This is a genomic window from Pantanalinema sp. (genome assembly GCA_036704125.1).
Classification (GTDB): Bacteria; Cyanobacteriota; Sericytochromatia; order S15B-MN24; family UBA4093; genus JAGIBK01.
Map to the genome: position 1 here is coordinate 42,535 of DATNQI010000036.1, position 17,863 is coordinate 60,397.

17 protein-coding genes and 1 tRNA gene are annotated in these 17,863 nt (G+C 66.4%); 2 read left to right on the top strand and 16 right to left on the bottom strand.

The window, feature by feature from the left end:
- Nucleotides 1–38 precede the first annotated feature (38 nt).
- Nucleotides 39–848 carry a hypothetical protein gene (locus V6D00_05880; GenBank protein ID HEY9898693.1) on the top strand — a complete coding sequence of 270 codons (810 nt, stop codon included), beginning with the start codon at nt 39–41 and terminating at the stop codon, nt 846–848.
- Here V6D00_05880 and V6D00_05885 read toward each other — a convergent pair.
- From V6D00_05885 to V6D00_05935, 11 genes are all read right to left on the bottom strand, one after another.
- Entirely contained in the window at nt 834–2,060 is a 1,227-nt protein-coding gene (locus tag V6D00_05885) for a glycosyltransferase (GenBank protein ID HEY9898694.1), read from the bottom strand. The genes V6D00_05880 and V6D00_05885 overlap by 15 nt on opposite strands.
- Before the next feature lie 562 nt (nt 2,061–2,622).
- Nucleotides 2,623–3,051: a hypothetical protein gene (locus V6D00_05890; protein ID HEY9898695.1), complete on the bottom strand. Its 429-nt coding sequence runs from the start codon at nt 3,049–3,051 to the stop codon at nt 2,623–2,625.
- A gap of 306 nt (nt 3,052–3,357) precedes the next feature.
- Entirely contained in the window at nt 3,358–4,314 is a 957-nt protein-coding gene (locus tag V6D00_05895; protein ID HEY9898696.1) for an SAM-dependent methyltransferase, read from the bottom strand.
- A 681-nt stretch (nt 4,315–4,995) separates the two neighbouring features.
- Nucleotides 4,996–5,466, bottom strand: coding sequence for a hypothetical protein (locus V6D00_05900; protein HEY9898697.1), 471 nt, complete (start codon nt 5,464–5,466; stop codon nt 4,996–4,998).
- Nucleotides 5,467–5,817: 351 nt separating this feature from the next.
- Nucleotides 5,818–6,141: a hypothetical protein gene (locus V6D00_05905; protein HEY9898698.1), complete on the bottom strand. Its 324-nt coding sequence runs from the start codon at nt 6,139–6,141 to the stop codon at nt 5,818–5,820.
- Nucleotides 6,142–6,452: 311 nt separating this feature from the next.
- Nucleotides 6,453–7,061, bottom strand: a complete 609-nt coding sequence (locus V6D00_05910; protein HEY9898699.1) for a hypothetical protein — start codon at nt 7,059–7,061, stop codon at nt 6,453–6,455.
- A 264-nt stretch (nt 7,062–7,325) separates the two neighbouring features.
- Nucleotides 7,326–7,399: transfer RNA gene (locus V6D00_05915), tRNA-Pro, on the bottom strand.
- 161 nt (nt 7,400–7,560) lie between these two features.
- On the bottom strand, nt 7,561–8,418 hold the full coding sequence (locus V6D00_05920) for a cyanophycinase (protein HEY9898700.1): 858 nt from the start codon (nt 8,416–8,418) through the stop codon (nt 7,561–7,563).
- A gap of 132 nt (nt 8,419–8,550) precedes the next feature.
- Complete coding sequence (locus V6D00_05925; GenBank protein HEY9898701.1) at nt 8,551–9,417, bottom strand: hypothetical protein; 867 nt, start codon at nt 9,415–9,417, stop codon at nt 8,551–8,553.
- Nucleotides 9,414–10,724: a tetratricopeptide repeat protein gene (locus tag V6D00_05930; protein HEY9898702.1), complete on the bottom strand. Its 1,311-nt coding sequence runs from the start codon at nt 10,722–10,724 to the stop codon at nt 9,414–9,416. Before V6D00_05930 ends, V6D00_05925 begins: the two co-directional genes overlap by 4 nt.
- A 103-nt stretch (nt 10,725–10,827) precedes the next feature.
- On the bottom strand, nt 10,828–11,271 hold the full coding sequence (locus tag V6D00_05935) for a YaaR family protein (protein ID HEY9898703.1): 444 nt from the start codon (nt 11,269–11,271) through the stop codon (nt 10,828–10,830).
- 112 nt (nt 11,272–11,383) lie between these two features.
- Here V6D00_05935 and V6D00_05940 point away from each other — a divergent pair, with 112 nt between their 5' ends.
- Entirely contained in the window at nt 11,384–13,312 is a 1,929-nt protein-coding gene (locus V6D00_05940) for an ATP-dependent helicase (protein ID HEY9898704.1), read from the top strand.
- A gap of 18 nt (nt 13,313–13,330) precedes the next feature.
- On the opposite strand, the gene V6D00_05945 is transcribed toward V6D00_05940, so the two are convergent.
- The 5 genes from V6D00_05945 to V6D00_05965 are packed head-to-tail and all read right to left on the bottom strand — an operon-like array spanning nt 13,331 to nt 17,860.
- Nucleotides 13,331–14,374 carry a chemotaxis response regulator protein-glutamate methylesterase gene (locus V6D00_05945; protein ID HEY9898705.1) on the bottom strand — a complete coding sequence of 348 codons (1,044 nt, stop codon included), beginning with the start codon at nt 14,372–14,374 and terminating at the stop codon, nt 13,331–13,333.
- Complete coding sequence (locus tag V6D00_05950) at nt 14,362–14,898, bottom strand: chemotaxis protein CheD (protein HEY9898706.1); 537 nt, start codon at nt 14,896–14,898, stop codon at nt 14,362–14,364. Before V6D00_05950 ends, V6D00_05945 begins: the two co-directional genes overlap by 13 nt.
- Before the next feature lie 3 nt (nt 14,899–14,901).
- Nucleotides 14,902–15,699, bottom strand: coding sequence for a protein-glutamate O-methyltransferase CheR (locus tag V6D00_05955; protein HEY9898707.1), 798 nt, complete (start codon nt 15,697–15,699; stop codon nt 14,902–14,904).
- 10 nt (nt 15,700–15,709) lie between these two features.
- Nucleotides 15,710–16,234 carry a chemotaxis protein CheW gene (locus V6D00_05960; GenBank protein ID HEY9898708.1) on the bottom strand — a complete coding sequence of 175 codons (525 nt, stop codon included), beginning with the start codon at nt 16,232–16,234 and terminating at the stop codon, nt 15,710–15,712.
- 9 nt (nt 16,235–16,243) lie between these two features.
- On the bottom strand, nt 16,244–17,860 hold the full coding sequence (locus V6D00_05965) for a methyl-accepting chemotaxis protein (protein HEY9898709.1): 1,617 nt from the start codon (nt 17,858–17,860) through the stop codon (nt 16,244–16,246).
- Between the last annotated feature and the right edge of the window lie 3 nt (nt 17,861–17,863).

The following is a 17,863-nucleotide window of genomic DNA, read 5'->3' on the forward strand; positions in this document are numbered from 1 at the left end:
AGTGACGTATCGTCTGCTCATAAAAAGGAGGGGCGGCGATGCGTGAGGTGGGCCCGGAATACCTGTCCCGGCGTCAGGTTTTAGCGAGCGGTTTAAAAGCCTACGCCCTGCTCTCAGCCAATCTATGGCTTCTGGGTTGCGCCCGATCCTCCGAGGGGACAGGCTCTCTGGCGATCAGCCAGGGAGCTGAAACCTGGGCTGCCGGCGGCACCTCCGCAATGCGAGGGGCCTACCCCAATCCCTTTCAAGGGCGCGAGAGCGAGCCGTGCGTCCTCACACCAGATCTTACGGAAGGTCCCTGTCACGCCGCGACCCTGAACCGGAAGGACATCAGCGAGGGTATATCCGGCCTGCCGATGCGCTTGAGCCTGCGCATCATCCGCGCCGATGATTGCACCCCGGTCCCCCGTGCCACCGTGGATGTCTGGCATGCGAGCCCTGCGGGCTACTACTCGGCGTTCCCAGCAGGAACCATCTGTAATCCTGGCGGTACCGATGCGCAAGCCGACCACTTCTGCCGCGGGGCCCAAAGCACCGACGCCAGCGGCCTGGTCGATTTCGATTCGGTCTTTCCCGGATGGTACTCCGGCCGCACCACGCACGTTCACTTCATCGTGCGGGTTGGCGCTCAGGCGTACCTCACCTCGCAGCTGTTCTTCGAAGACGCTCTCAGCGATGAGATCTTCAGCGCTCACCCCGATTATCGTGGCCGTCCACGGCGCGATACGACTAATCAAACGGACCCTGTCCTCGCCGGCAGAGAGATCGGTCCCTTCTTGCTTCAGACGGCTCGAATGGCAGATGGGGCCTTGCATGCATGGAAGACGATCGCCCTAAGCGGACGCTAGTGGCTTTTCTTGGCTCACCGCGTCGAGCAGCAGCCTTGCGGCCACCATCGCCCCGTCGGTGTGGATCGTGCCGGCCACGGCGGTCGCTCTTGCTCGGGTCTCGGGGGCCAGGGCTGTTCTGAGCGCGGCTGACAGGGACTCGGGGGTCGGCGTCGGACCGTCGTGCGCAGCACCGATGCCCAGGGCGGCCACCCGGCCGGCCCAGTACGGCTGATCCGCTATCTGGGGGACAACCACCTGCGGAGCGCCGGCTCTGGCGGCCGTCGTCGTCGTGCCTGCGCCGCCGTGGTGCACGACGGCGGCTACCCGGCCGAACAGTGCCTGGTGGTTGACCTCGCCCACGATGAAGCAGTCGTCACGGCCGTCGATCAGGGCCAGGTCGGCCCAGCCGCGGGAGACGAGCACGCGGCGGCCCTGCGCGCGGATCGCTTCGATGGCCACCCGCGCGAAGTCCTTCGGGGCGCGCATGCTGCCGAAGCCCACGTAAACCGGTGGTGTGCCGGCGTCCAGGAACGCCATCAATTCGGCCGGGAGTGGACGTTCGTCCGGCAGTGCCCATGCGCCGGTCTGTACGACGTCGCTGTTCGCCGGATCCTGCCACGGGGCCAGAGTCGGGTCCGCCGCCAGCAAGGCGGGGGTGAACGCGTAGTCGTAGACACTCTCTACCGGTGGAAGGCCGATCGACGCCCGGCGGGTGTTGAGCGCCGCACCGAACAGATCGTTCGCGCTCTGGGCGGTCAGGTCCCACAGCACCCGGTTGTCGGTCACGTCCGGTGGCAATGGCCGGCCCGGAAGCGGCATGGGCCGTTGGTGCGGCGATGGCAGATAGATGGGACAGTAGGCTGCACACACGTAGCGGATGCCGAGCTTCTCGGCCACCGAGCGCGCGCTGGCCATGACCGGTAGCAGGCCGGACGCCACCAGCGCATCACACCCCTCGGCCGCCCTGGCGACCGTGTCGAAGTACGCGGCCATCAACTCGCCTGCGATCCGGGGTACGTCCGCCGCCGTTGGAGGCGTCGCCCCGTGCACCAGTGTGTGCACCGGCGGGCCTGCCGGCACCAGGGGCACGCCGACCTCGGCCACGCGATCCGCGCAGTCCGGCGGCGCGCACATCCGCACCTCCGCGCCGAGCGCCCGCAACCGCACCGCGAGTCCCAGCAGTGGTTCGACGCCGCCGCGCGAATCATACGTCAACAACAGCACACGCATTTCGCAACTCCCATTTACGCAAGTTCTGACAGGCCCGCGATTATGCGGCACGACCCCGGGCTTGCCGCAAGCCCCCCTGTAGGGTGTAACATGGAAAGTGGGGAGGGGTAGGTAACCCCTTTTTCCTCATCATCGTCCGCTACCCTAGCCGGTCAAATTTACGAGAGGTTGTCCTGCCAATGCCCACTTCCAAGGATGAAACCCGCCAAGCTGCTCAGCAGTCCAATGCGGAGGTCGAGAAGCTTTACGAGAGCTGCTGCGGTTCTTGCGGTTCGCCCGTTCCGACGAGTTCGGGCGTTTCACTTGAAGACTTGACTTCGGATCCCAAAAAGGGCTGAACCGGGAAACGGGCGCAGCAAGTCCATGAGGCTACTGACGTAGCCTCACGGACTGAGCATGAAAAGAGGAGCGGTGGGTCCCGAGGTTCGGGGGCCCGTCGCTCCTCTTTTCACGCTCGTCCCCAGGGTGGTTTGGAAGGTGAAGTGGCGCGAGCGTATTTTGGCTTGCCGGGCGCCTTGGTATCGCGTCCAGTTACTTCCGTCCAGAGCCGAAAATTCCGAGCTTACCCAAGTCTGGGTCCCGGTGTGCAACCAGGAACGGGAACCTGCCCCTCGGGTTCGCCCGGGAAGAGGCGACGCTTGAGCCAGAGCGAGACGTAGACCAAGGCTACCAGGGATGGGACCTCGATGAGGGGACCGACGACTGCCGCCAGGGCCTCCGACGACGCGATGCCGAAGCTGCCCACCGCCACCGCGATGGCGAGCTCGAAGTTGTTCCCCGCCGCCGTGAAGGACAGGGCCGCGGTTTCCTGGTGGTTGAAGCCCAGGGCCTTGCTCACGGCGAAGGCCAGGAAGAACATCACCAGGAAGTAAAGCACCAAGGGGATGGCGATGCGGACCACCTCCATCGGCAGGCCCACGATCTTCTCGCCCTGCATGCTGAACATCAGCACGATGGTGTAGAGCAGCCCGACCAGGGCCGTCGGCCCCACGCCATGGGGTGTCGTGCGAGTTTAGCGGGGGCGACTTATTGGCCCCTGACTCGCCACCGGCTCGTATGTCCTGCTGAACGGTGCCCGATGGACGTTCCCTGATGATTCAAACGTCCTGCTGGATGGCATAGCGCTTCGGAACGTCCACCGAAGCGCTTGGTATCCCTGAGTCGCAGCCTAGGAGCCCGAACACCCAAAACGCCTCCACCCCGATGACCCGCCACGCACGCGTGTCCATCCGTTCACCTCCTCAGCGAGAAGGGGATTCCTTCCCTTGGCGCATGATGGTCACGTTCGACGGCCCTTTCAACATGCACCCTTCCCTTGATTCGGTGGAGCGGCCAGGATCGTGCCGCCCGCCATCGCTTGCCGGAAACGGTCGGTGTGACGAGACGACGTCCTGGCCCTATCGAGACGGACGTACGTGTTCATGGTTCGTGAGGCCTCACGCTGGGCGTCCGTAAGGGTTGCCCCAGCGGGGGTGATTGGCCGGTTGAGGCGTTCCGCTTCCTCCAAGGCACTGACCCAGTGGTGCAAGGTCCAGCCGTAAGGTTGGAAGAACTCGGCACCTCCTTCGGGAGCGAACCGGGGTACGTTCGCTGACCCGGCCTCTTGGGTGTTCCAGCTACGGACGACGAAGGGAAGCATCGCCGGGTGAAGCAGGTCCGTCAGCCAGGTCTGATACCCGGGTACGCCCGCCAGATCGATGGCAAGCTCCGTGACCATCGCGAGATCCAGGTAGAGAAGCAAACCCTCGGTCAGCACCAGGACGCCATTCGAAGCGTTGCCTATCGAAGCAAAGAGTTTCCGCCTGGATTCAGCCTCCGACAAGTCGAGGGCTACACGCTCAATCCTGCATGCGCCGGGTTCATTGGCCAGACAGGACTCCTTGTAGGAGACGAGGTTAGGAAGGTCGACCTCGATCCACCGAAAGTCCCGGGGCAAGGCAAGCCGATAGGGACGCGTGTCGAGTCCGGCAGCCAGGTTGACGACGGTATCGATCCCCCCCTCCGAGATACGGTCCAGGATCATCTTGTCGAACGATACCGTCCGAACGACCAGGGAGGACACCGTAGACCCACGCCCCTTGCTCATGGCCTCCTCGATGGCGGGTCCTCTCTCACCGGCAAGGCGCTTGGCCAGGTGATCGTTGAAGAGTGCGTCGGGGCGTTCGCTCTCCACGGCCCGACACCAGGCCGCCCAGCGGGCGGTATCTGAAATATCGCGGATGAGGGGGGAGCTGGAAGACACAGGTTCGGTCAAGGTAAGGCTCTCCATTCAAGAAGGGCCTTTTATCGTAGCTCACCTCAGAGTCCGATGGAAAGAAAGCGGCCAGCCCGTAGAAGCCAGGCTGGCCGTCTATTCTTTCCGCTTGCGAGGAGTCGGAGCGGCGGGAACGCTACCCCAACATTTATCACCTCCGCCAGACCTTCCGCCTGAGAGCTTCCGGGACCCAAGGTGCCGAATTCCAGCTCGTACCGGACAAGGCAAAAGGTCAGTTGGTCCAGCCCCCGCGTGTCACTCGTCTCGCAGCGGGACTAGCTGTTTTCCAAAAAGCGGCGTCACCCCCCAAGTAGGCCCAACTGCAAAGTGTCGAGATAAAAGGCAGGTCGTTCACGCTATGGGGACTGCGAGCACCGAGCATCAGAGCATGCAACCGGCAAGTAGGGTCGGTGCCGATCTCGACCATTGCACCCGAAGGTTCACGGCTACTACCTAAAGCTACTGGCAAACCGCCGTTAACGAGCTCACTCCTTCATCGTGCCAATCTCAAGTCGGATCGATGAGGTGGTGGTGACCGTCGTGTCTACCGCGCTGGGTGCAGGACCAGCCCTGTTCGACTCCCCGGGACTGTCGCAGCGCCGTTTCCGGCATGCCCGTGCCCATGTGCTCCATTGAATCCGAACGACTTGGCCACCTGGGGCCACGTCGCCGGTTGGAACATCACTTGGCGAACGGTCCGTCGGTCACGGGCTCGCCGAAAGCGGCCAGGGCCTTTTCCTTGTTGGGTAGGACCGACTTTACGGCCCCGTAGAGGCTACCCACCACGGCCCCGAGGGCGGCGAACGGAACCTCGATCGAACCGGGGCCAAGCATGGCCGAGAAGGTTTGCCGCCCGCCTTCCACGGGGCGGTTGATCTCGTCGTCTTTCTTGACGATCGTCACCGGCTCGCCGTTGATGGCATGCTTGCGGTCATGCAGGTTCAGCTTCGCGATTTCCTTCATCTCGCGCCCGGACGCGATGTAGAGGTCGCCTTTGTAGCTGAAAGCCAGGTCATCGGCGCCATTGAGGCGCATTGCCTTGAGCGCCTCGGCATCCTTGCCCTTTTGGACCTTGATCAACTGGTCGGGACGGAGCGCGAGGCTCGCGGAAGCCTGCCCGGCCAGGCTGGTCCAGGTCTGCGAAAGCTTCAAGTCAGAGCCCATGAGCGATCCTCCCGCCGAAAGGTGACACTGCGGCCGAAGCCGGGGACCGGCTGGCAACGGAGTTATCGAGCCGTTAGCTGGTCGGGATTCTTGTCGATAGTTTAAGATTTGTGGAAATATCAGCGAGGGTTTGGCGCGGGCAGCGCGATGGCCGGGGCCCGAGAAGGCCTTGGCAGTACTTTCGCTTTGCGCGGGCTCGACCGTTGAGTGGGCTTGGCGATGGCTCGCCGCTGATAGGCACAGCAACTTCACTCTCTATGGCTCGGGCTGCCCCCTCAATTGGGTTTCCCCCGGTTACGTGGACAGTCTTCCTTTTACTTTCGCGCGACCCACCTCAGCTTAGAGCCGGCGCTCCAAGGATTGCCGCTTGCTCTCGTAAGCCCTTCCAAGCCCCAATTCAAGGGCCAGATCGCAGAGGCTTAGCGCCTGCTCGATGTCGCCGGCATCTGCCAAGAGACCGATGCCTCGCTCACAAAAGCGCAATTCAGGCAGATAGGCTTTCAGATCGCGCTCTGCTTCCTCTTGCGCAGAAGGCAAGTAGCGCCGCGTGGCTTCGACCGCCCCAAGCGCCCGGTCCTCCTGGCCCACCAAGTAGCAGGCTTCTACGACGAAGTCATACGCGAAGAATTTCACCGCGTCGGGCAAGCTGTGCTGTACAGACACGACTTTCTCAAGGTAGCGCTGCGCTTCGGCGGGCCCATGGCTTGTCGCTTCTTGGTGACCGGTCCGAAGATCCTGAAGGATATCGGCAGGCGTCTTGCGCTTTGGCTCTTGGCGTCATGCAACAAAAGACAAATGCCCTGTCGCTAGAAGCACGACAGGACATTCATCTTGTTTCCCCCGGGTTAGCGGCGAGACCGTCAAGCCGGGTGACACACATGGTGCCACAACCGTCCAAGACCTGGTCCACAAGCTACTCCTGGTGGCGTAACTCGAGAGCAACTACCAACCTGTAGTCACGCGCTCCCGGCGCTTCACCCCTGCCGAGATTGCGACGGGGCGAGAACCTCGGTGGTGCACGGCGTGGCCTTGTCGTCGCCTGGGCTCTGGAAGAGGCAATCCTTCTCGTCGATGATGACCACGGCCGTGTGGCAGCGGGGGCAGAACAGGTTCTTGGCGTCCGTGGTGAAGGTGAGACGGCTTTTGCACTTTGGGCAGATGCTGCCGCTGACCTTGCGGCGGCCCTTCTTCCTGGCGGTGAGGTCCATAACTCCGGGCAAGTAGAGGTCGATGTCCTCGGGGAAGCTCAGAAACATGTCGTACTTCAAGTCGGTGGGGATGGATACTTCGAGGATGCCGATCCCGACGAGCAATATGGGCGTGATGTGGGCGGCGGGGTACTTCTTAAGTTCATTCAAGGGCTTGAAGCCGAGGACATCCTCTTCAAGGTTCATGATGGGGCAGTCGAAGGCAGTCTTGTTGCGGTAGAGGTTGATCTCGATGAGGTCCGGACCGAAGTCCATGACCTCATCGAAGTCGATGGGTGAGGCCCAGGACCTCACGTCGTAACCCGCCACGCTCAAGGGTCCTGCCGTCAGCCTCGCCAGGGCTAAGAAGTCGTCCAGGATGGCAATCTTGGCCACTCGCCCCTCCCCTCTCGTCGCTTGGTCCTTACGGTTCGACTTGCACCATACTGGCCCGTTCCAGTGAGAAAGTCATCGGACGGGCTAGCTCTCCCCCCCCCCACACACACAGATCGCTGTGATGTGCCTCCTGTCTAGGTGGCCTGACACCTAAAAACTGATTCAGCCAGAAAAAGTAGTGCCCTCATCCAATTGATAGCAAAAAGAAAGATGGCCAGCCCGTAGAAGCCAGGCTGGCCATCTATTCTATCCGCTTGCGCGGAGTCGGAGCGGCGGGATTCGAACCCACGACCCCCACTACCCCAAAGTGGTGCGCTACCAAGCTGCGCTACGCCCCGAAATGTCTCTCGGAAATTTGTTAACCGTTCGGTTAACTGGGGTTATGCTTGGCTTGACCAAGCAAATTAAATATAACAAACCGTGCGCCGATTGGCAAGGGGGTATTGAGAGGAAATTCAGAAGTTGCCTCGACTTTACGGGGGATTCACCCTGGAAAACCTCATGGGGACAGGGGTTGAGTTCGATCGCCTTCGAAGGCCGGATCTTCCAGCACATCCGCATGCTCGCCCGGTGCCAGGATGCGGGCGCGCAGGTCAGGCACCGAGAGGGGCCTGGAGTGCGTCGCGCGTCCCATCGGGCGAGCGAGCGTCACCGTCCCCTTCCCGATGACCTCGGCCTTTCCGTCGGACGTCAGGATCAAGGCCGTCCCTGGATCGATCCCGATGCCCAGGGCCGGCGCGTGAAGGACCGTCGCATCGACCAGCCGTCCGAATCGTCCTCGCTCCGAGAAGTGCGTGTCGACCACGATGTCCGGCAGCAGGCCGAACCCCGCCCCGACCGTGGCCGAAGCCGCCTCCGGCCCGTCGCCGAGGATGGCGTGGTCGCCCCAGACCATCGCCCCGGCGCTGGTCCCCGCCACGACCGCGCCGCGTCGCCAGGCCCCCTGCAGGGCCCCGAGCCAGGCGGGCTTGCCCAGCCTGGCCAGGATCCTGCTCTGGTCGCCGCCCGAGAAGAAGAAGCCCGTGGCCTGGTGGAAGGCCGCGGCCTGGCTCGCGGTCGGTTCGTCGACGGGGATGACGACCTGCACGTCCCTGGCCCCGAGCTGCTTGAAGTACGCCTGATAGGCCTTGCCGGAAGCCTCCGGGGTGCCCGAGGCCGACGGGACGATGACCAGCCGGGCCTTGTCCGCGCCCGCGAGGTGCAGGATCCGGCGCGCGATGGTGTCCTGGTCCGCTCCGCCGCCAATCAGGACGAAGGGGCCGCCCCGGAAGGCCGCGGGCGAATCCTCGGCGGCGAGGGATGGGATGCCCACGAGGATGAGGCAAAGTGAGCAGGCAAGGATGGCGGCCGGATGCATCGAGACCTCTCCTGTTCTTGAGGAACGCCATGGCTTCGCTGGCGCTCACCCCCAGGATATCGTATGGCCTGGTGGGGGCGTGTTGCTTTCGCTGAGGCCAGAGATTGCGAGGAGATTGACCCGTGCGGATTCTCAGCGCTTCGGCGGCCATGGGGCGGGTACCGCGGGGGCATGCCCGTCCCCGCTCCACGGCGTCGGACGTGGCTTCGGCCTGGGGGTGGGCGCCGGGGATGGCGTGGGCGACGGAGTGCCCGCCTCGCCCTCCAGGGTCAGGGCCGTCCCGAGCCGGGTCCCGAGCGTCTCCGGGTCCTGGGAGGCGCCCGCCACGACCTGGACGGCGAGGCGATCCGCCGTCTGGACCACGGAGGTCATCAGGGCGTTGCCGCTCGAAGCACCCTGGAACTGGCCATCGAAGCGCTGGCTCGCCTTCTCGGTGATGCCCGGGTCGAGCTTGCCGAGGGCGCGGGCGAGCCTCGGTCGCGCGATCCCGGCGAAGCCGGCCCCGAAGGTCACGCCCTCGGCTTCGCCCACCGAGAGAGCCCCGGCGACAGGCGCGACGGTGCTGCCTGCCGAGAGGGTTAGCCCCCTCGTGACCGCGGGACGGGTCGCGGTGGCGACGAGCCCGAAGATGCGTCCCCAGGCGTCCTTCACGACGGCCTGGAGCACCACCGGCTCGGAGGCTGCGGGGATCGCCAGGGCGAAGTGCCCGTCGGGGCCGGTGCGCGCGCGAGAGAGCACGCGGCCGCTCGCCGGATCGACGGCCTCGACGGTCTGCGCCTCGGCGAAGGCGGTTGCGACGTGATACGCCGGAGCCAGCGGGATGCTGTTGGTGAACGGGGTGCTGTGGGTGAAGGGCGTGCCGTTGGTGAAGGTGGGGGGCAGCACGAGCTGCCCCTCGAGGTGGCCCTCGCCGGTGGCGGGGGCTTCGGGCGGGTGGCCGCAGGCACCGAGCACCGCGATCGCGAGCAGGCCGCAGCCCATGAGGTGCGCGTGCTTCACCGGCTCGCCCCCTTCGTCGCGAGGCGCGCCTCGAGGGCGAGGGCCTCGACGCGCTCGGGCTTGGCGCCCAGTTGCTCGAACACGCGCAGGGCCTGCGCCAGGCTCTCGCGGGCGCGATCGCGCTGCTTGCGCGCGACCTGGAGATGGGCGGCCTCCAGGTGGCCCCGGGCGATCTCGAAGCGCGAGCCCACGTGCTCCAGGTGGTTGAGGGCCACCCCCAGGGCCTCCTGCGCCTCGGCGAGGTTTCCCTCGAGCCGCTCCAGACGGGCGAGCTGGAGGTGGGCGGCGCCCTGCTGCAGGACGTTGCGGGTGCGGCGGGCGTCGTCGAGCGCCTGGTGCAGGAGGCGCCGGGCCTCTTCGGTCTCGCCCGCGACCAAGAGGGCCTGGGCGAGACCGAGGAGGCCTTCGCTCCTCAGCTCGGCAGCGCCCGAGACCTCGAGGAGGCGCAGCCCGCGCCGGAAGCCCTGGATCGCCTCGTCGATCTTGCCCGCGCGCAGCCAGGCCCAGGCCAGGGCGCAGCGCGAGGCGCCGGAGCCGAAGCGATCGCCCAGGTGGGAGCGCAGCGAGAGCGCTCGCGCGTGGTGTGCCTCGGCCTCGCGGAAGTCGCCGCGGTTGGCCGACAGGTTGCCGAGGTTGTTCTCGAGCGCGGCCTCGCGATCCTCCGCTTCGAGCTTGCGGTAGTGCCCGAGGCTCTCGCGGTAGCAGAGGTCCGCCTCGTCCCAGTCGCCGCGATCCAGGTGGACGTTGCCGAGATTGTTGAGGCTCGCGGCCTGAGCGGCTTGATCGCCGGCCTTCTTGCGCAGGGAGTAGGCCGCGGCGTGGGCGAAGAGGGCCTCGTCCAGGCGACCCAGGCGGTAGAGGTTGATGCCCCGCAGGCTGTGGGCGAGGCCCTCGAGGCTCGTTCCGGCAAGTGGCGCGAGGATGCGCTGGGCCTCGGCGCACAGATCGAGGCTGGTCGGGTAGTTGCCCAGGTAGTGGTAGATCCACGCCTGATCCAGGGCGAGCTTGGCGCGTTCGTCCGGCGTCAGGACGCCCGCGAGCTCCCGGCTCGCCAGCTTGTAGTGGGTGAGGGCGCCCGAGAAGTCCCCGCGCGCCACGCACAGCTCTGCGAGCAGCCTGGAGAGCACCCCGAGGGCCTGCTCGCGCCGGCAGCTCCCGCGGCGCAGGTTCGCCTGGCTGATGCCGTGGCGCAGGGCCACGCCCTTCTCGTCGACGCTCTTGCCGTCCAGCTCGCGCCGCAGGATGGCCTCGAGGCTCTGGACGTCCGCGATCTCGCGATCGATGAAGGCGCTGATGAACGATTTCATGCGCGTTTGGGGTTGGGGGATATCGCTAGGATGGCCATAGGACGCCATTCTAAACCGGCGGTGCGGTCTAAAAAAGAGACGACTAGGCGTTTTTTTGCTGGGGCTAGATCAGCAAATCGAGCAGCATGCCCCGGATCTCGTTGATGGAGGCGGCGATGTCGATGGCATGCGCCTGGCCGCTCAGGATGCCGTCCGTGAGCGCGGCGAGCTTCTCGTCCAGCTCCTTCAGGATGATGAGCGTCCGGTTGCGCCGGTCGGTCCGCTTCTCCACCTTGCCCAGCTTGTCGTTGACCGACTTGAGGAAGCGCCTCACCGCGTCGCGGAAGTGGGCCACGTGCGCCGGGGTCGGGCTCTTGAGCAGCAGCTTGGCCTGCGCGTCCACGTCGGCGATGAAGGAGTCCACGGTACGGGGCTGAGCACCCGCCCGGGTGGCCTCGAACTGCTGGGCGAAGGTGCCCGGGGCGCTCGCCGCGCGCGCCGAGCCCGGCCCCAGCGGGCCGATGCCCTTGCCGGGCTCGTTCGGGAACATCTCGCCGATGCGGATCATACGGGTCTTGTACCCGCTAAACCGCTTAAGGATTCTCTAAGGACCATCGCTTGTTTTGCCCCGCCCGGATTTGCTAGGATCGATCCCCCCGAACTTGCCAGAAGAGGTTGCCATGTCCCAGCTCGCGCTGATGTCTCCGTTGCTTCAGGGCCTCAATGCCGATCAGGCGGCGGCCGTGACGACGATCGAGGGCCCGGTGCTGGTCATCGCAGCACCCGGCTCCGGCAAGACCACGGTCCTGACCCGGCGCCTGGCCTACCTGCTCCAGCAGGGGGTGCGCCCCGAGCAGATCCTGGCGGTGACCTTCACCAAGAAGGCCTCCACCGAGATGACGCAGCGCCTGGCCAAGCAGATCGGCTCCAAGGACATCGCGAGCCGCATGACGGTGGCGACCTTCAACTCCCTGGGCCTCAAGCTCCTGGAGGGCAACTACCGGCGTCTCGGCTACACCGTCGACAAGCCTCACCTCTTGCTCGAGGGCACGCAGCGCGCCCTGTTCGACGTCCTCTTGCGCGAGCAGGACGCCATGGACATCAAGTACGAGGAGCTCGGCGCCTACATCTCGCTGGCGAAGGCCACCCTCACCGAGCCCAACCGGGTCAACCGCCTCTCGGCCGACCCCAACGAGGCCCGGATGGCCGACCTGTACAAGGCCTACCAGCTGCGCATGATGCAGCAGAACCTGATCGACTTCGACGACCAGATCCGGCTGTCGGTCGATCTGCTCCTGACCCAGGACGACCTGCGCCGCGAGATCCAGGCGCGCTTCACCCACGTCCTGGTCGACGAGTACCAGGACACCAACCGCGCCCAGTACACCCTCCTGCGCCAGCTCGCCGCCCCCCACGACAACCTCTTCGCCGTGGGCGACGACGCCCAGGGCATCTACGGCTTCCGCGCCGCCGACATCGACAACATCCTGAGCTTCTCGCGGGACTACCCCCAGGCCCGCGAGATCTACCTCGAGACCAACTATCGCTCGACCCCCGGCATCATCAAGCTCGCCAACAACCTGATCGGCTTCAACGCCAAGCAGATCAAGAAGACCATCAAGGCGGCCCGCTCCAAGGACGGCCAGCGGATCCGCAACCTCAAGGTGCTCGACCAGTTCAACGAGGCCTCGGCCATGGTCGAGTCCATCAAGGAGCTCTTCCTCGAGGGCACCCCCCCCGAGGAGATCGCCGTCCTCTACCGCACCCACGCCCAGGCCCTGCCCATCATCTCGGCCCTGGTCGAGGCAGAGATCCCGTTCGTGGTCAAGAAGAGCGGCAGCTTCTACGACCAGGCCGAGATCCAGGACATGCTCAACTTCCTGCGCCTGGCCCTGCCCAAGCCCCATCCCCTGGTCGAGGTGGCCTTCGAGGGCCTCTTGCGGCGCCTGGGGGTCTCCAAGGACGCCATGTCGATCCTCAAGGTCGAGGCCGAGCGCCGCGAGGGCTCGCTGTGGGCCGCGGCCGAGCTCGCGGATCGCCTGCCTTTGGGCAGCATCCAGCAGCGCAACCTCGTCGTTCACGCGATCCGGATGGTCGTCGGCTGGCGGCGCCACCAGGGCCCCATCGCCGAGCTGATCCTCAAGATCCTCCAAGAGACCCGCTACCGCGACACCCTGCAGGGCAAGAAGGGCGAGCAGGCGCGCCAGAAGCTCGACTGCCTCTCGACCTTCCACGAGCAGGTGACGCGCTGGGCCCCCAAGAGCCTCTACGACCTCTTCAACACCATCGATCAGCAGATGCGCCCCAAGAAGGCCAAGAAGAACGAGGCGGTCCAGCTGCTGACCATCCACTCCAGCAAGGGCCTGGAGTGGGATGCGGTCTTCGTGATCGGGATGGAGGAGGCGACCCTGCCCTACCAGGTCGCCCTCGACGAGGGAAACCTCGCCGAGGAGCGGCGCCTCTGCTACGTGGCCATCACCCGGGCGCGCCGCTTCCTCCAGCTCAGCCACTGCCACGAGCGCAGCAGCTTCGGCCAGAAGAAGAGCGTGGTGCCGAGCAGGTTCCTCCACGAGATGATGACCGGACAGGGGCAACCGGGCGCGCGCTGAGGCGGCCCGGCGTTCGCGCTAGCGGTAGCTCGCGATGTGGGGGGCGATCGCCTGGAGCGAGACGACCCGCTCCACCGCGCCCAGCTTGACGGCCTCCTTGGGCATGCCGTAGACCACGCAGGTGGCCTCGTCCTGCGCGAGGGTGCTCGCCCCGGCATCTCTCATGGCCTTCAGCCCCCGGGCGCCGTCGTCGCCCATCCCGGTCATGATGATGCCCAGGGCGTTGCGCCCCGCTTGCTTTGCCACCGACCGGAACAGGACGTCCACCGAGGGCCGGTGATGGCTCACCAGAGGACCGTCGAGCACCTCCACGTGGTACATGGCCCCGCTGCGCTTGAGCTGCATGTGGCGCCCGCCCGGCGCGATGAGGGCCCGGCCGGGAATCACCCGGTCGCCGTCGCGGGCCTCGCGGACCTCGACGGCGCACAAGCTGTCGAGGCGCTCGGCGAAGGAGGCCGTGAACTTCTCGGGCATGTGCTGGACGATGACCATGCCGGGACTGACGCGGGGCAGGGCCCGCAGGACCGCCTCGAGGGCCTGGGTGCCCCCGGTCGAGGTGCCGATGGCGACCACCCGGTCCGTGGTCTCGGCCATGGCCCGGACCGTGGGCTCCGCATGGGCGACCGGCGCGACCGGCGCCGGCGCGGAGAGCCGCCGGACGTTGGCGTGAGAGGCGGCGAGGACGGTCTTGACCAGCTCGCGCGAGGACTCGAGCAGGAACTGCTTGAGGCCCATCTTCGGCTTGGTGATGATCCCGAAGGCGCCCGCGGCGAGCGCCTGCATGGTCGTTTCGGCCCCGCGCTCGGTGAGCGACGAGCAGATCACCACCGGCGTCGGGCGCTCCTGCATGATCTGCTTGAGGAAGGTGATCCCGTCCATCCGCGGCATCTCCACGTCCAGCACGATCACGTCCGGCCACTCGCTGCGCATGCGCTGCCAGGCGAAGATCGGGTCCGAGGCGGCGCCAATCAGCCGGATGCCGGGCTCGTTCTTGAGGACGTCGCCGAGGACCTGGCGCACCACCGCCGAGTCGTCGACGATCAGCACGTTCACACCGCGCATTCGCACCTCACCCGGCAGTTGACGCAGTTGGCGGCGACCGAGGCGGGCCGGGTGTGGCGAACCCAGACGTCCCCGCTCTGGACCTCGAAGCGAAGGTTCCGGTGGCCGACGCCTCCCAGGTTCTCGACCCGGCACGAGAAGCCGTTCTCTCGGACCAGACGCCTGGCCGTCTCTCCGTTCTGCGCCCCGATGTGGCGCGTGCGGCCGGGGATCTGGCCGGGGAACATGTTGCCGCCCCCGAACAGCTTGACCTCGTACTCCTCGGGCCGGGTCCCCGCGCGCCGGATGTCCTGCAGGAACAGGGCGAGGGCGTCGTCGGCGAAGCGACCGTCCAGGATGCCGCCTTCCCCCTTCGCCCGGGCCGGGAGCATGAAGTGGCACATCCCCCCGATCCGCAGGCCGGGGTGCCACATGGTGATGGCCACGCACGAGCCCAGGATCGTGCGGATGCGGGTGCGGCGATCGCCGAAGTGGTAGTCACCCGGCTGCAGGTAGACGTCTTGGAGCTGGCTTGCGTGTTGCATGGGCTACTCCTTTCGATAGATGGCCGGTCTGACGGATGCGAGCGCGTCGCTGACGCCGTTGAGGCTCTCGGAGTGGCCGACGAAGAGGTAGCCCCCAGGCTTGAGGCGGGGCAGGAGGTTGGCGACCACCTGCTGCTTGATGGCCTGGTCGAAGTAGATCATCACGTTGCGCAGGAAGATGACGTCGAACAGGCCCAGCTGCGCCTGCGGTTCGACCAGGTTGGCGAGCTTGAAGGCGACCCGCTCGCGCAGGCTGCGGTCCACCAGGAGGTGGCCCTCCTGCGATCGCACCCCCTTGAGGCAGTAGCGCTTGAGGTACTCGGCGGGGATGCCCTGCGTGCGCGCCATGGGGTAGCGCCCCGAGACGGCTTGCTCCAGCACCCGCGCGCTGATGTCGGTCCCCACGACCTCCCAGGGGGAGTCCCCCAGGGTCGCGGCCAGGACCATGGCCACGCTGTACGCCTCTTCGCCCGACGAGCTCGCCGCGCTCCAGACGCGCATCGGCCCCGCTCCGCGCTTCGCGAGGGCCTGGTCGCGCAGGAACTCGAAGTGCTTGGGCTCGCGGAAGAAGTAGGTCTCGTTGGTGGTGAGCAGGTCCAGGGCGCGCTGCAGCTCGGCGGGGTCGCGCCCGTGGGCGATCCGCTCGTAGTAGGCGCCGTAGGTGGGAAGGCCGAGCGCAGCCACACGCTTGGAGAGGCGGCCGCTGACCATCGGCTTCTTGCCGGGGGCCAGCTTGATGCCGGCCTCCCGGTAGAGCAGCGCCTGGATATCGGCGAACTCGCGATCGCTCAGCGTGGTCATTACCCCCCCCCTAGCTCGCGCTTCCCTGCTCGATCGCCGCGAGCTCGTCCACCGACAGAACGTTGTCGATGGCCAGCAAGATCACGAAGCGCTCGTCGCTCTGGCCCGAGAGCGCGGTCTTGCCCATCCCCGCGATGAAGTCCGAGCGGATCTGCGCTCCGAAGCTGGGCACGGGCTCGACGTCGGAGGGGGGGATCTCGAGCACCTCGTTGACGGCGTCGACGATGATCCCGATGACCTGCTGCGCCGCGCCGCCCACCTCGAGGATGATGACGCAGGACCTGCGGGTGAGCTCGGTGGTTCCCCGGCCGAAGCGAACCGAGAGGTCGATCACCGGCACCACGGCGCCGCGCAGGTTGATGACCCCCCGCACGAAGGGGGGCATCATGGGCACGACGGTCATGGGCCCGCACTCGAGGATCTCCTTGATGTGCAGGATGCCGATGGCGTAGGTTTCCGTGCCAAGCACGAAGGTCAGGTACTGCTGCTGATCAGGGGTAGGCCCGGTCACCCGGGCCTCGTCGAAAGCAGTCATCGAATCCTCCTAGAACCGGACGAAGTCGGACTCGTCGCCGCGCCCGGGCGCCAGGGCCGCCCGGACGGGTGCCGCCTGGATCGCCTTGGTCCGCGCGCGCTCGGCGCCGCGCGGGGCGTCCGTGAGGCCGGCCACGCGGAAGAAGGCCATGAGCTGCTGGAGCTGCTCGGCCTGGCCGCTCATCTCCTCGGCGGTCGCGGCCAGCTCCTCGGAGGCCGAGGCGTTCTGCTGGGTCGCCTGGTTCATCTGGCCCATGGCCGAGGTGATCTCCTCGATGCCAGCGGACTGCTCGCCCGCGGCCGCCGCGATCTCCTGGACCAGGTCCGAGGTCCGGTTGATCGAGGGGACCATCTCGTCGAGGAGCTTGCCCGCGCGCTCGGCCAGGGAGACGCTGCCGGTGGCGAGCTCGCCGATCTCGCGGGCGGCCACCTGGCTGCGCTCGGCGAGCTTGCGAACCTCGGCGGCCACGACCGCGAAGCCCTTGCCGTGCTCGCCCGCGCGGGCCGCCTCGATGGCCGCGTTGAGGGCCAGGAGGTTGGTCTGGTAGGCGATGTCGTCGATGATGCCGATCTTGCCGGCGATGCTCTTCATGGCGAGCACCGTCTCCTTGACCGCGACGCCGCCCTCGGTGGCCTCCTTGGAGGCGGTCGTGGCGATGCCCTCGGTGACGCGGGCGTTCTCGGCGGTCTGGGTGATCGAGGCGCTGGCCTCTTCGACCGTGGCGCTCATCTCCTCGGCGCTCGCGGCCTGCTCGCTGGCGCCCTGGCTCAGGGACTGGGCGGTGGCGCTGATCTCCTCGGAAGCGCTCGAGAGGGAGTCGGCGGCCCCGCGCACCTCGCCGATGATCTGAGAAATCTTCTGGACCATGTCGCGCAGGGATCCGAGCAGAATTCCCGTCTCGTCCTTGGAGTCCACGTCGATCTTGACGGTCATGTCCCCGTCCGCCAGCTGGTTCGCCACCGAGACGGCCTGGTTTATGGGCCGGGTGATGCTCACGGTGACACCGTAGGCGAACGCCACCCCGATCGCGAAGGCGGCGAGGGCCAGCCCGATGAGGATCATCCGGGAGAGCGCCTGCTGATCGGCGGCCTGCTTGGCGGACTGCTCGAGCAGGTCGCTCTGGAGCGCCACCAGCTCGTTGAGCGCCCCGGTGTAGGTCTTGAGGGCGGGCAGGGCCTCGGCGAGCACCACGGCCTGCGCCTGCGCCCGGTTGCCTTCGAGGGCGAGCTGCGAGGAGCGCAGCACCGCCTCCAGGTAGGGCTTGCGCGCCTGCTGGATCTTCGCCATCAGGGCCTTGCCCTTCGGGGCGTAGATCAGCTTTTCGAGCTCCTCGAGGCGGCTGCCGATCTCGCCGCGGTTCGCCTGGATCCGGTCCATCCGAGCGCGCAGCTCCGCGGGGCTGGTGACCAGGGTCATCTCGAGGTTCGCCCGCGAGCTGTCGTCGGCCAGGATGATGACCTCGTTGGCCAGCTTGGACTTGATCCAGTCCACGTTGGCGATCTTGTCGAGGGCCTGGTTGGCGGCGGCGAGGCCCATCAGCCCCGTGACGATGATGACGAGCATCAGCGCCAGGACGCTGCCGAACCCGAGCGCGAGCCGGGTGCCGATTTTCGCGTTTTTCAGCATTAT